17 protein-coding genes and 1 pseudogene are annotated in these 13,555 nt (G+C 42.7%); 2 read left to right on the top strand and 16 right to left on the bottom strand.

The window, feature by feature from the left end:
• Positions 1 to 23: 23 nt before the first annotated feature.
• The 7 genes from IEX98_RS12840 to IEX98_RS12810 form a co-directional block, all read right to left on the bottom strand.
• Positions 24 to 677, bottom strand: coding sequence for a M48 family metallopeptidase (locus IEX98_RS12840; protein ID WP_188889586.1), 654 nt, complete (start codon positions 675 to 677; stop codon positions 24 to 26).
• A 170-nt stretch (positions 678 to 847) separates the two neighbouring features.
• Positions 848 to 1,528, bottom strand: coding sequence for a VOC family protein (locus IEX98_RS12835; protein WP_188889585.1), 681 nt, complete (start codon positions 1,526 to 1,528; stop codon positions 848 to 850).
• Between the two features lie 194 nt (positions 1,529 to 1,722).
• A complete protein-coding gene (locus IEX98_RS12830) occupies positions 1,723 to 2,706 on the bottom strand; it encodes an SLAC1 anion channel family protein (RefSeq protein WP_188889584.1) in 984 nt (327 codons plus the stop codon).
• Between the two features lie 279 nt (positions 2,707 to 2,985).
• The gene (locus IEX98_RS12825) at positions 2,986 to 4,062 is read right to left on the bottom strand and encodes a Gfo/Idh/MocA family protein (protein WP_188889583.1); all 1,077 of its coding nucleotides are present in this window, start codon (positions 4,060 to 4,062) and stop codon (positions 2,986 to 2,988) included.
• A gap of 156 nt (positions 4,063 to 4,218) precedes the next feature.
• Positions 4,219 to 4,938, bottom strand: coding sequence for a hypothetical protein (locus IEX98_RS12820; RefSeq protein ID WP_188889582.1), 720 nt, complete (start codon positions 4,936 to 4,938; stop codon positions 4,219 to 4,221).
• The gene (locus IEX98_RS12815) at positions 4,935 to 5,792 is read right to left on the bottom strand and encodes an ATP-binding cassette domain-containing protein (RefSeq protein WP_188889581.1); all 858 of its coding nucleotides are present in this window, start codon (positions 5,790 to 5,792) and stop codon (positions 4,935 to 4,937) included. The genes IEX98_RS12820 and IEX98_RS12815 overlap by 4 nt, the downstream gene beginning before the upstream one ends.
• 74 nt (positions 5,793 to 5,866) lie before the next feature.
• Positions 5,867 to 6,646, bottom strand: a complete 780-nt coding sequence (locus tag IEX98_RS12810; protein ID WP_188889580.1) for a restriction endonuclease — start codon at positions 6,644 to 6,646, stop codon at positions 5,867 to 5,869.
• A gap of 298 nt (positions 6,647 to 6,944) precedes the next feature.
• On the opposite strand from IEX98_RS12810, the gene IEX98_RS12805 reads away from it, so the two are divergent.
• A complete protein-coding gene (locus IEX98_RS12805; protein ID WP_188889579.1) occupies positions 6,945 to 7,583 on the top strand; it encodes a BBE domain-containing protein in 639 nt (212 codons plus the stop codon).
• A gap of 66 nt (positions 7,584 to 7,649) precedes the next feature.
• Here IEX98_RS12805 and IEX98_RS12800 read toward each other — a convergent pair whose 3' ends face one another.
• From IEX98_RS12800 to IEX98_RS12790, 3 genes are read right to left on the bottom strand one after another with little or no spacing between them, the layout of a single operon-like run.
• Positions 7,650 to 8,693: a UDP-N-acetylmuramate dehydrogenase gene (locus IEX98_RS12800; protein WP_229692158.1), complete on the bottom strand. Its 1,044-nt coding sequence runs from the start codon at positions 8,691 to 8,693 to the stop codon at positions 7,650 to 7,652.
• 4 nt (positions 8,694 to 8,697) lie between these two features.
• Positions 8,698 to 8,976: a HesB/YadR/YfhF family protein gene (locus IEX98_RS12795; protein WP_229692157.1), complete on the bottom strand. Its 279-nt coding sequence runs from the start codon at positions 8,974 to 8,976 to the stop codon at positions 8,698 to 8,700.
• Between the two features lie 16 nt (positions 8,977 to 8,992).
• A complete protein-coding gene (locus IEX98_RS12790; RefSeq protein WP_188889578.1) occupies positions 8,993 to 9,349 on the bottom strand; it encodes a HesB/IscA family protein in 357 nt (118 codons plus the stop codon).
• A 172-nt stretch (positions 9,350 to 9,521) separates the two neighbouring features.
• On the opposite strand from IEX98_RS12790, the gene IEX98_RS12785 reads away from it, so the two are divergent.
• Positions 9,522 to 10,160 (top strand): helix-turn-helix transcriptional regulator, encoded by a 639-nt coding sequence (locus tag IEX98_RS12785; protein WP_188889577.1) that lies wholly within the window; start codon positions 9,522 to 9,524, stop codon positions 10,158 to 10,160.
• Positions 10,161 to 10,328: 168 nt separating this feature from the next.
• Here the strand turns inward: IEX98_RS12785 and IEX98_RS12780 are convergent, their stop codons facing one another.
• The 6 genes and pseudogenes from IEX98_RS12780 to IEX98_RS12755 form a co-directional block, all read right to left on the bottom strand.
• Positions 10,329 to 10,925 carry a YdeI/OmpD-associated family protein gene (locus IEX98_RS12780; protein WP_188889576.1) on the bottom strand — a complete coding sequence of 199 codons (597 nt, stop codon included), beginning with the start codon at positions 10,923 to 10,925 and terminating at the stop codon, positions 10,329 to 10,331.
• 34 nt (positions 10,926 to 10,959) lie between these two features.
• On the bottom strand, positions 10,960 to 11,376 hold the full coding sequence (locus IEX98_RS12775) for an SRPBCC family protein (protein ID WP_188889575.1): 417 nt from the start codon (positions 11,374 to 11,376) through the stop codon (positions 10,960 to 10,962).
• On the bottom strand, positions 11,373 to 11,702 hold the full coding sequence (locus IEX98_RS12770; protein ID WP_188889574.1) for an ArsR/SmtB family transcription factor: 330 nt from the start codon (positions 11,700 to 11,702) through the stop codon (positions 11,373 to 11,375). Before IEX98_RS12770 ends, IEX98_RS12775 begins: the two co-directional genes overlap by 4 nt.
• An 87-nt stretch (positions 11,703 to 11,789) precedes the next feature.
• On the bottom strand, positions 11,790 to 12,398 hold the full coding sequence (gene hisG, locus IEX98_RS12765; protein WP_188889573.1) for an ATP phosphoribosyltransferase: 609 nt from the start codon (positions 12,396 to 12,398) through the stop codon (positions 11,790 to 11,792).
• Between the two features lie 112 nt (positions 12,399 to 12,510).
• Positions 12,511 to 12,672 (bottom strand): annotated as a pseudogene (locus IEX98_RS29360) (DUF4368 domain-containing protein); the annotation flags it as partial.
• Positions 12,673 to 12,768: 96 nt separating this feature from the next.
• Positions 12,769 to 13,365, bottom strand: coding sequence for a recombinase family protein (locus IEX98_RS12755; RefSeq protein ID WP_268237832.1), 597 nt, complete (start codon positions 13,363 to 13,365; stop codon positions 12,769 to 12,771).
• Positions 13,366 to 13,555 lie beyond the last annotated feature (190 nt).

Raw genomic sequence — 13,555 nt, 5'->3', positions numbered from 1 at the left:
GAGTTACCCGCAATGATTCGCGATCACAGTGTCATTGCTTGCGCGTGCCTCGCCAAATATTGCTCCTTCTCTTCGTAATCAGGCATGATGCTGCCGACGCGGCGCCAGAACGAACGGTCATGATTCATATGATGGAGATGAACCAGTTCGTGGACGACAACGTAATCAATCACATCGAGCGGAGCCATGGCAAGTAAGTAATTAAACGTGAGATTTCGATTAGAGCTGCAGCTCCCCCATTTGGTAAGCGACTCTACGATTTCGAACGACTTCGGCCTCACTTTTAGCTGCTCTTGATAAACTTTGATTCGTTCGCCGACGATCTTTTTGCAGCTTGTAAAATAAAATCTCTTCAGCTTGTGCTTCTGCTCTTCTGTACTGAGCCCCTCCGTCTCTATCAACTCATTCAACGAATAGTATTTGCCGAAGTGAAGGAACTTTCCATTACCTTCATAATCCTTGGTATGAGAAACGGTTTGCGCCGCTTCCAGCGCATGTCTTCGCTGCAATATCTGCTTGCTATATCGCTTCACTAGCTGCATTAATTGTTCATCTTTTGTGCCATTGGGCGCTTTAACGGTTATTAATCCCGATGGGTCCATTTGAATCGAAACTTTTTTACCAGCTCCGTACTGAACATGAAAGTAAATCTTTTGGTCATCAACTACAATGTGCATATCGTTTATCGTTCCTTTTATGTTATAAATAACAAGACCAATCCAAGAATGTAATCAGTCCACCTAATCTATTATAGTTTATAGCTTCTTAACAAAAAGGGAAACTGATTTTCGGGATAAAGAAAACCGACCTTATGTAAGGGCGGTTAACATTTTCCATACACGGACTGTTATTTAATTGTTATTTTGTAAGGGTACGAACCGAGATACGATGTGCCTTTATCGCCTCCTTCAATTGTAACTTCTGTTCTGAAAATATCTGCTTTCTTATCCGAACCAAACCACACTCTCTCGTGAGCAGCTAGAATGAATAAGCCATTCTCGTCTCCCACAGCAGCAAAAGAATTATAGTTATTCTTATATGCATCCAGCTTTAGATTACTCTTCAAAAACTCCATAGTACTGGTTACATCATGAACAACTAGACCAATCTCACTAATATTTAAAATGCTCATACCCGAAAAGGAAGTATTTACTTCGTTAATAAGGGAATGCCTCGATATAAATTCAATAATATTACCAGAAGGATCATCAAAATAAATGGATGTAGCATCCCAAGTTTTAGAGTAAGTTTTGTATGAATGATCTGGCAATAAATTTAAGGATATTTTTTTAGAGCTTAACCAGTTAATCGCTTCATCCATTTTATTCTGGGGTATGTCAAAGGCAAAATGATAATACGGGTTTTCGTCAGCATCTTCTGTTTGCTCAAAAGTTAAGTAGGATTTCCCTGCTAATACAGTAAATGAATCCTTTGAACGGTCCAATAATGGAAGTCCAAGAAGCTGAGCGTAAAACTGTTGGAGTTGTTCTACATTTTTCGTAAGTAACCGTATACTTTGAATCCTCAAAATGATCACCCCTCACCTTACATCAAAAGCATAAATCCATAGTTGGATTATAATACCACAGAGTTCGTTAGTCTAACAGTTATTTCAGTAAGTGCGATAGCCATCAGCATCATCATTTAACATAGCCTGAAAAATAAAAAAGCCGCGAATTACGCGACCTTAGTTGTATCTATAGCAATAAATATTTAATAGGGTTAACCTTTAAGCAGATTTCCTTTAGCCAGCATGTTTATCGTCCGAATAAAGAGAACGGCCACAACAATGCTTAAGAATGCTAGAATGATTGCGGATATCGCGATGAACAGCCAAGAATGTACGAACATCGCGTATTTTAAAGCGGCATTGCTGAGGGCAGCTATCGGAAAGCTTATCCCCCACCAGGAAGCGCTGAACGGAATGGACGTTTTAAACACTTTAAAGAATAAGACAATGAACAAGAACAGACCGAAGTAAAACAAAATGGAAGCAAACGAATCGATTCGCTGCACGAAATTCGTATAGCCAAGAAAGCCAACCTCAAACGGTGCAATCATGATCATCATCGAAGGCATTAATGCTGGCGGCAGCGGAGCATGATGAATCAATCTGGATAAAATTAAGGTGAAGAATACGACAGCCACAAATCCGCCTATCGCAAGGGACAACAAATTAATTTCATGTGCCCATGGAAACGGCATGGTTCCGCCAGCAACCGCAATATCAATCGTACCTACCACAGGAATAAGCAAAGCTGGAACTGCGTTACCCGGTTCATGATTTCCATTCAATAGGCGTGTCACAAAAATAAAGCTAAGCACGATAGTCGCTGCTGTAGCGATGACCCACATGATTTGCCCCGTTATTTGACTGTAGCTGCTGATTACTGAAGAGAGCAAAAGCATTGCAATCGTGATCGTACCGAAAAAATTGCCCATTATAGGATGCTTAAATTCATCTGTAACTTTTTGCGGGTATAAGATCCATTTTGAAATATATCCTAAACTTAACGCGATAAATACAAGAATTGCAACAATGCCGCTGATATCGGCTATGAGGGTCGAAGTACCAAATAACTTGCTTGCTTCTCTCCAAGCTAATGACAAACCTGAAATCCCCATAACAGACGCAAATAGATTAACAGGCAAAAATTGAATAGAACCGATTGCTTTTTGTTTCGGTAAGGCAGCCAAGGTTTGCATGGACGGTCACCACTTTCTATGATTGTGTAATGAATACGAAGTGCTTACTTGGAAAAAATGAATAATTCATTGCAACTCTCGGCCGATGCCTCATTGTATGAAATTCAGAATTATTGATCAATATCATTTTTCTTATGATAATGATAGATGAGATTTATGATTTTTTTAACGCAACGAAAGATGCTTGCAGACAAATTAAAAAGACTGATGGAAAATTCCATCAGCCTTAAAGTTATGTTTGTATACTTAAATCCCATAATTCTCGCGCCGGATTTCGCGCTACAGCGCCCATGGCTGAGTTGCCGTCGTCAGTTCCTCACCAGACTCGATAGCCGAAAGCATCATAATCGACAAATAATGATCCTGCATCGCGTCTTCCAAAGCATAGCATGGCGGCCCGCCTTGTACATAGTCCGCCATCTTTGCTAAGCTCGTCGCAATGGCGATCTCATCGTCGGATAAACGTCCGGGAACGAACGGATTTTCATACACCCATTCATCATTAGCTGTAATCCCTTGGTGATAATACCCTTCCAAGTTGCCGTTATGACCAGTATCCACTCTTCGGAATTGCCCGGATATAGGGGTCTTGAAGTCCTTCAAATACCGATAAGTTTCGTCTGTTATCTCTCCATGGCTTCCGCGAACGAGAATACGATTACGGCGAATCCAAGAGAAATACTGATCTCCTGTAAAATCAAACAAAGCCAGCTTATCCCCGAAGCGAAGAGTAGCGATATCCTGTACGGAATCGTCTATCGCTTCACTTTCTGGAGGTCCATAACGTCCTGGGCCCTGCACAATCTTAGAGGTAAATCTTTGTCCCTGAATGACGGCGTTCTCGAATTGAATGCCAAGCATTTTCCGGATCAGACTGATGCCATGATAGCCGTGAGCGGCCGATACTTGCACCTGAGAGACGTCGCCCAGCTTTCCTGAATTCACGAAAGCAATACGAGCAGCATGCAGCGGCTGATATAAATACTGTTCAGCTACCTGTACGCGTCCCTTCAGCTTGCGCAGTGACTCGTACAAGGCAATCATGCCTGGAATGTCGCTGGCAGGCGGTGTCTCCGTCAATACGGGGATGTTCCTCTCTGCCAGTTCCAATGTGCAATCTGGCATGGCTTCCCATGGAACGGAAACGACTGCAAACATAAGAGGTCCGCTTGCGACGAAAGAATCCATATCGCGATAGGTTTTTACACCCCATTCCTGCTCGATCTCCCTGCCCCGTTCCTCGTCACGGACTAGCATTGCACGAACGGCAAAACGATGAGGCAGCAATTTCGCAATCCGCAAATAAAAATCGGCTCTCCAGCCTCTGCCTACAATGCCAAACTCTATTAAAGACATAACGTGTTCCCTCGCTTCTCGTTTAAATGCTCTAGGATTGTCCATTCGGGTACCCCGTTCAGCTATCATTCTTCGTTAGCGCTAGAAAGGCACTCGCTATGTATTATAATAATTTCTGCTATATCGTGTCCAATTATTACTTACGATTCAAAGCACCTATTCTTGTGGAGAATCTAATTTTCGCTTATTCAGCAAGATTAGGAATAGTGCATTCAGAATAATTCCGTAAATTAGAGAAGCACCTATTACAGAAAACTTCATGAACGAGGTAGCAGTATGATAATTCATTAAGACATTAATGGTTTTATCTAACGGAGGCAGCAGAACTATAATTGGTTTCAAGTTTTCTGGAAGCAGGTTTTCGATTGCCCGCACACAAAATGTGATAACTACAAAAACGCTTAGCATTAAAAAAGATATTAAGCGAGAACGGATGAGCTTTGAGGTAAACCAGCAAGCCAATGAAATACCCAGCCAGGATAAAGCTGTATGATACAAGAAGGACATCATTAACTCATCGAAAGTCGGATTCCGATCAAACTTATGAAAGATGGCAGGAAATAGGACTGCATATAGTGCTAGTGGAATTGTAAAAATCCAACTATACAGGAGTTTTGCTAAATAAAGCTTTAATAAACTTCTAGAATGAAGCATCGTTATTGCTTCTTGATTAGCTGTCTCGATATCGATGAGGATATAACAAATTATAGTCGAGACAATAAATAAAAAGGCAGATGAGAACGCATAACTCTCCATAATAGGATTAGGAACAACACTATATACAAAAATAATGCCAATGAAAAAAATAAAGGCAGGCGGACCATAGCGATAAGAGCGAATGAAGCAAGTATGTAGGAATGAAACTATCGAAATCATGCATTCATCTCTTTTCGTTGTAAACTGATGATCTCGAAGTCATTGTTTATAAATTCTAATAAAAAATCACGATAGTCATTTTTCAATATAGTAAATGTAATTCTTCCGTGCTCATCCGTTATCCAAGTTACATCAGGAAATTGATTTGAGACATGTGAAAGCTCCTCCTCACTCAAGATACATTCAAGCTCAAAGTGTGGAGCCAATGAATTTTGAGGTTGTTCCCCTTTTTCCTCAATTAGTTTTCCTTGACGGATCCAATATGTCCGCCCCTCCAATTGATTCGCCAGCAAAGGATCATGAACTGCTGCTAGAATGGATGTCCCTTCAGCTTTTATTCTTTTCAGAGAGTCTAGCAAGTGCTGAATCGACTCAGCATCCAGTCCGGAAAAGGGTTCATCCAAAACGAGTAAATTGGGAGTTTTGAGTGTTGCTTGCATTAAATTAACCTTCTGCAGCATCCCTTTCGAGAAATGTGTCATTTTCAATTTTGAGCTTTGTTCAAGATTAAAGAATGCATGCAATGCCTTTATCCGATTCGCAAGTTCCTTTGCCGGCATTCCCGATATTCTCCCCATATGGGTTAAGTACTCCGTTGATGTCAGTCTTAATCTCGGTAATTGATCAGGTGTATAACCGATAATTAATTGAGAGTTATCAAGTAATCGTTCGCCTGTAGTGACTGGGATTAATCCGGTTACAATTCGAAGTAACGTACTTTTTCCCGATCCATTCCTTCCTCTTAAGAGGATACATTCTCCATGCTTAATACTTAGCGAAATGTCTGTCAGGACAGCTCGGCTGCCATATTTTTTTGTAATATCTTTTAAGGTTACAAGAGCGCCATCTGTCATTTTTAACCACCTTAAAAATGTGAATAAAATAATTTAAAGAGAAGAGCATCCTATTTTTAGTTTTGCAACTGACCTCAAACCGTTTCAGCTATTTCATTAAGGGTTCGAGTATGCCGGCACTTCGGAAAATTCGAACAACCATAAAACTCACCACGCTTGCTGCTTCTTTTGACGAGCAAGTAACCGCATTTGGGGCATTCGAGATCATCTGGCTCTTCTAAAGAAGCCGCCACTTGTGCGGGGGTTGTCACCTGTTCTACCTGAATCACAGGCTGTCCTCCACTCTTGGTTTCCGGATTAACTGCTAAAATCATCGCAATGAGCTGCTCCCTATTAATCAATCGCACGCCATTTGATTTTGCAAGAGCATATGCTTGCTCGGTATAATCACGGTTTGTCACAACCCAGGCTTCTGCAGCACCATAATGATCCATAGCAGCGCGAATCTCTTGCACAGCCTTCAGTCCCACATTCTTTCCGTACCGCTTAGCTTGAACTACGATTTTCTTTCCCCCTTTTTGTATAACCAGATCAGCGCCAAAATCACCCGTTGCTTGGGTTACTTCCGCATTGTAGTTGTGCATTCGAAAGAGATGACCCAGGTAAATCTCGAATCGGCGCCCTTCCATTTTATCTATTTCTTTGATACCTGATCGCTTTAATCGTGCCGTTTGTTTTTGATTGTATAGGATGACGATAGCAGCGTATATTCCAAGAATACACCCTGCGGAAATCGCGGCGCCGATTAATGAATGCGTCCATTTATACATCCCAAAAAACGAACCTAACATTAATAAAACAACAAACGCTGAAATAGGATCGGCCTGTTTCTTCTTTCTTCTCTTCTTCGCCATATATCCACAAATCCCCTCAATTAATAATTACTCCCTATTATATCGGATTGCACACAGATATGTAGTTTTTTTGAGCTATACTTGCATCTATTCTCTGGGTAAGTCTAGAACCTGCTTTCTTGCATAATGAACATGCTGTGAGCGTATCGGGTTTATCACTGCTTATCGAAAACGAATTGATGCAGGCAGCTTGGAGGCGCGAAGGGACCATCCGCACGGGAGTATCTGGGCGTTGATGATCGTACAACCCGTAAGCATTTACATGCGATGGTTGTGAATGGTTGGCTATTAGTCTACGTTGGAATTATCCAACGTAGGTGAGGGAAATGGAGCGGAATTGGCCTCTACGTTGGATTTATCCAATGTAGGCGAGAGAAATGGAGCGGAATTGGCCTCTACGTTGGATTTATCCAATGTAGGCGAGAGAAATGGAGCGGAATTGGCCTCTACGTTGGATTTATCCAACGTAGGCGAGAGAAATGGAGCGGAATTCACTTCTACGTTGGATTTATCCAATGTAGGCGAGAGAAATGGAGCGGAATTGGCCTCTACGTTGGAATTATCCAACGTAGGCGAGAGAAATGGAGCGGAATTGGCCTCTACGTTGGATTTATCCAACGTAGAGGAGGGAAACGGAGCGGAATTGACTTCTACGTTGGATTTATCCAACGTAGGCCAGGGAAATGGAGCGGAATTGACCTATTATCCGATGGAAGAAAAGCAGAAATTCAAACAATGGATTGATTCCGCTTATGAAGCGATGCTGCCGTTCTCCGTCCGCAACACTTCGTACCTGAATACGGTCAAGAATGACCGTCAAATTAATGAAGCTACATATGAGGACAATTACAAGAAATTGGCCATCATCAAGTACAATTACGATCCAACTAACTTTTTCCGGCATAATCACAATATCGAACCACAGCCGCAGGCTTAACGCCCTGAACATACAAAGAACTCCGCTTCTTCAACGAAGCGGAGTTCTTTGTATGATGTTACTTATTCATTCTTTCATGATTACGACTTCCGGCTCCGGAATAAAACCATAACGCTGGTGAATGGCTTCCGAGACCATATCCTTCAAATATAAAATATCTGCAGCCGTCGCATTCGCGGCATTCAAAATCATATTGCCATGATAGGGCGAAATGATACCCCCGCCATGGGCAACCCCTTTGAGCCCCAATCGGTCGACAAGAGCCCCGATGGACGAACCAGCTGCGTAATTATTTTTAAAGAAAGAGCCGCAAGAACGGTAGGTAAAGTGCCTATTGCCCGTACGATACTGATCAATGTCCAGCATCGGCTCAGGTATGTCGATCCTTCTCCTTCCTCTCTGAAGCTCTCGTAATTCACTTGAGAAAAAGGAGTAGAACGAAAACAAGGACGATAGTTTGCCATTCGAATCTTTGTAATGGGTTAGAAGCCGACTTATGCCGTCAACGTGAAAATTCATCCCGTCTTGCTCGGGCACCGTTATTTCCGCCCCGACAATGATCCAAGGTTTATGCTGGAAAATGGATTGCTTATAAGCAAACTCACAATCCTCAGCACGTATCTGACGCACCGCTAACGCTGGATCGGTCAGATCGATATAAGAAATCGTCGCTACCTTATCGCCGACCTGCTCCTTATAATATTTCGCATTCATATAAATACCCGCGCCAAAGCTTCCTGGCATCAAATAGGTGAATTGAAACGCTGACGAGCCGGTGAGCAGCCCGACAAGAGACAACATGGAGAGCGGCAATCCTGATGTAAGAAACCAGCTGGACTCGTCAACGCTAATGTTGGCCATATTTTTCAAGGAAATGTACAGCGTCCCCTGCTTCGGTTGATCTGGAAATAGAATGTTCGAGCCCATACCGAACACCACGCGTTCCATCCCATACAGCGAGCTCACTTCCAGTATCGTCACGAGCTGCTCTACCGTTGCCGGCAACGCAAAATAATCTGCCAATCCGCCGATTCCATAAGAGCTTTGCTCCGATAACGGTACATGCCGTAAACATAGCTTATTAAAAAGCTCATATCGATCATTCATCATCGCTCTAACCGCGGATAAAGGTGATCTCATCGTTGCGGCAATCGATGGACAAATCACGGCCATCTAAGTGCCATACATCATTTTCCTCAACGAAAAATGTAAGATGATTATGCTCATTCAAGATTGCGGGATATTGCGGATCGTCTTTCGTAATGCCGAATGCGAATGCATCTCCCCCGCCTCCGCTATACCTGACATAAATCCGTATGTTGTCTCCATCGCGATAACCCCAATCCTTCCGGAAACAATCTACAGCAGCATCCGTTACTGTTAGCTTCATCATGTGTTCCTCCTTAAGATTAGTCACATTTTTTCGATTTGCCCCGATAAGTAGCGGTTCTAAAGCTTGCTCCGCAACCGCAAGAGAATTTGGCATTGGGGTTGTCGATCGTAAAGCCCCCGCTCATCCCCATGTCCTTGTAATCGATTTGAATGCCTTCAAGGTACTCCACGCTAGCATAGTCGATGACAACTTGAAACCTTTCCCATCCAATGACTTGATCCTCTTCAGCCAATGTATCGTCAAACCGAATGCTATACGACAGGCCGCTGCATCCCCCGTCACTCACACCAACACGCAAAAAATAACGATCGGATTCCATATCTCCTATCATTTCCGTAATTTTGTCTGCTGCCGTATCGCTAATTTGAATCATAGCCAGCGCCTCCGCTTCTATTTTATATATTTTACAAAAGTTTGAATTTCTAAAATTTGATGCGTACAACCGCGGTTGTCAATGTGATGTATTGTGTTAAAATACTTTATATAACTAGAATTGATCTAAGTTTCTACTGAAACATGTAATTCTAAATAAAGGTGGTGACCCCTTGCAGCCTAATGCCGATTTATCGACCCGTGATACGATATTGCATTTGTTAAAAACTAATAATGAACTAACAGCCAAAGAACTTACCGATCGGCTGGACATTACATCCATAGCGGTCCGCCGTCATATCGATACACTAGAGCGTGACGGATTAATCGAGTCGAGATTAGTCCGGCAGCCGATGGGCAGGCCAACTGCCGCATACCATTTAACAGAGAGCGCCGAAGAATTGTTTCCGAACAGATATTCCACCGTCGCCCTCGACTTGCTAGATGAGCTGGCAAAGGAATCGGGCGAAAGTATGGTCGAACGATTGTTTGAACTTCGCAAAGAAACGCTTTACAAGAAATACTCCGGTAAGATGAATGACAAAGATTTTCAAGATAAGCTTTCCACGCTTACGGCCATCCAGAACGAGAACGGCTATATGGCGGAATTGCAAAAAAACAGCGATGACGAATATGTTCTAATTGAGCATAACTGCCCGATCGCGAAATTAGCGAATCAGTATACACATGCCTGCCAATGCGAATTGCGTTTATTCGAAGCTTTGCTCGATGCGGATATCAGCCGTCCGGAATGCTTGACCAAGGGCGGTAAAAAATGCGTATATCGAATTCGGAGACGAAATCAAACTTAATAGCTTCATCTGCACCACTCCATTCTTTTTATACTTAGTAAATATTTATGTTTACTAATACCATTATTTGATTTTATGAGTCATTTGTCAACAGCAAAAAAGGATGTTCCCTGCCGTCTACTGAAAGACGGATGGAACATCCTTTTTTTGCTGCAGCTCAATTTACGGCTATTTATCATCGAATCCCTTGCCATCGAGAATATGCGGAATATACTTTTCAATTCTGGACTCTCGGGTTTTGGATTGCTTGGCTGAAGAGAAATGAAGCAGATATCCTCTTTGACGTCCTGGCGTCAATGCTTCAAATGCCGTTTTCAAATCGGGAATTTCAGCGAATTTATTTTCTAACTCTTCAGGTATTGAATATTCGGTATTCTTTTTCATCTCCACTTTCAAGCCGGCCTTCTCAATTTCAATGGCTTCATCAATATAGTCTTTCAAGATCAGCTGCATTTCATCAATAGCTTGAACACTTGTGAACCGTATCTGGCGCGCCGCCTGAACATTTTCCGTTTGTTGGACTAGAATGCCATGAGGATCTTTGAGCAACGCCCCTTTATGAAAGAGAAGCGCGCAATAATCCTTGAAATCATGAATCAGAACGATGTTTTTATTGTCATACGTGTAGCACGGATGCATCCATTTGAAATCCTCAGTCAGTTCTGAGTCCAGAACGATTTCCCGCAACAGCTGGAACTCTTCTTTCCACTTCTTCAGTTTATTAAAATAAGGATCTATCTTCGAATTCCTTACACCGGCTGCCATCAAGTTAACCCTCCTGTTGTTTTAAGTTTTACAATTAGGCGAAAACCTTCTCAAGCTCTCCGCACCATTTCGTCCAGCCGTACTTAGCCCCACCGAGTGCTGGCTCACTAGAGATTCCCGTTTGTTCGAGATGAAGGTTAACCTTTCCGTTTCCTAAATCCTGCAGCGTCCAGGTGATCGTATGCTTCTCACCGCTCGCCCACGTATAGGACAACCGATTTGGTTCATCAACGATCAATACTTCGCCTTCAATAAGGCCATTCCAGTATTCTGACGGTTTCGTACGAAATTGAAACTGATGTCCCACAACGGGTTCAAAGTTGTTATCCATTGCTTCACCCGTGTGGATATTAGCCACCCACTTGGCAAGCTTGCTGGAATCGGTTAAGTAGGACCAAAGCTTCTCGATCGTTGTTGTGTATTGAAAATCCAAAGATAATGTTAAACTCATTCTTCTTCCTCCTCTAATAGTTGGTTTAAGCGCAGCATATTCGTACTCCAGAACTTGTTGTAGAACCCCACCCAGTCTTGAACCTCGCTGAGTGGAGAGGCATTTAATCTATATCGCGTTTCTCTTCCGACTTTACGGTCATATACTAACCCGGCTTCTTTAAGAATTGTCAAATGTTTGGATACCGCTGTACGCCCCATTTCAAACTGTGGTGTCAATTCATGCAGAGGCAGCTCTTCTGTCTCTGCCAGCAGTCGTATCAGTCGGCGCCTAGTTGAATCTGCAATCGCGTCAAACACATCCCGCAACTGGTTGTTATCGCTCACAACACCCTCTCCTAAGCGAGTTATCGATTTTCTAATAAGACACCATCCGGTGACATTTTTTATTGTAAGACACCATTTGGTGTCATGTCAACTTCGTACTGCAATCATTTCTTCATAAAGACGCTGTATTATAGAATGCTTTATCTGATAGCTTGCCCTATTTGCAATCAATCGTAAAGAAGTAGTGCAAATCTTTTCTAACTTAAATAAATGATTTGAAGTCTCCGTATTGTACACTTCGATTATGCAATTCGCTACTCCCGTCAGTAAGGAAAGCTCAAGCCCGCCATTCAGTTTAATGATCTCAACCTGGATACCTCTCTCACGATAATATCTTTGCACAAACTTGGGACAGCTGGTTGCTACTCTGGGAATCGTTCTTGCCTCTGCAAACATGCTCCACACTGATAATTCACCTTTAGAAATACCTAAATCCATCAATTCATACACATCTCGGTTCTCTTCCAGTAAAACGTCCTTGCCAACAATACCGATATCCGCAGCTCCATATTCAACATAGGTAGGGATGTCTACAGCTTTAGCCAATATAAACTCTATATTTCTGCCGGCAACTGGTACGATGTAATTTCTTGAGTTATCAAAGTCATCAGGTAAAGAATAGCCTAAGCTGCGGAATAACGCCGATACCTCTGTATTGCCTTTTGGAATTGCCAGCCTAACCGATTCGATTGCCATCACACCCTTTATCACTTTACTTCTCTAATATACCATCGCAATAAAGCATTGATGTAAACTTATGTATGAGCCATTTATATTAGGAAAACAAACTGCCTTTGGATAGGCGGCGTTAGATAGCCGCCTCATGGGTGTTGACTTCAATGTACTCCATAACTCTGCGGTATTCGTCAGCGTACTTGAACCGTATGCTGATATCGCCGCCTTCGTGTACTTTGATGTGGTTAATCAGTTCAATCAAGATTTCCCTTGTCAGTTTGTCAATGTTTTCGTACTTACTGAATGCTGTTAAAACGGGTTCTCGGTATCTACGCCTTTTTCAAGTTCGGCCAGTTTCGCTTTCAGATTTTTAATAATCGTTTGCGTCACTTCAATTTGCCGCTCGTAGTCCGATAAACTCGCCGTTACGCCACTTATAATCGAATACCTGCCGGATTTTCTTGGATGTCTGATAGCAATATTGGTCGTTCATCACGTTGGTAATCGGAACAATAATGTTCGATACGCTATCCGGGTTGAGAAAGCTGTCCACGCCTTCGGTCAAGCTGATGAAGCGTACATTCAACTGCACAAACAAGTTCTCAAACAAGTTCTCAATCAAGCCCCCGGCATCCGTATAATTGCGGGATAGCCGGGAAAGGTCTTTGACAACTACGCAGTTGACTTTTTTGCTTGTAATATCGGCCAGCAGCCTTTGAAAGCCTTCCCGGCTGGTATCCGTTCCAGTGTGCCCATCGTCGATGTAACGGGTTACGCTCTCGAACTCGTCCACATGCTTCTCATAAAATTCATCCAGCAAGCGGCGCTGATTGACAACGCTGTTACTGTCATCGCTTTCCCGGTTCATGTCCTCTTTGGAAAGACGGATGTATTCTCCAAGATTCCAGCGCCGATAGTTGAAAGGGAAAGAACTTGCCCTTTCTGTACCTCTGTTTTTGGCCGTGCCATTTGTCCTCCTTCCTATCACACCTCCATGGCTTGGATAACATACCCAAGGCAGGCTCCATTTCTCCAACTCTCAACCATCATATTCGGTAAGATTCCTTCATTTCCATCCATGAGCAGACCATTAGTACATACCCAAAGCAAACGATCGTGGATGCTGTACTGTTTTTATTAGAATTAAGCTACTAATCCAGACCAAGCTTGCCAACTTC

The organism is Paenibacillus radicis (ex Gao et al. 2016) (genome assembly GCF_014641555.1).
Lineage (GTDB): Bacteria > Bacillota > Bacilli > Paenibacillales > Paenibacillaceae > Pristimantibacillus > Pristimantibacillus radicis.
This window is presented reverse-complemented; position numbering and strand designations above follow the sequence as displayed.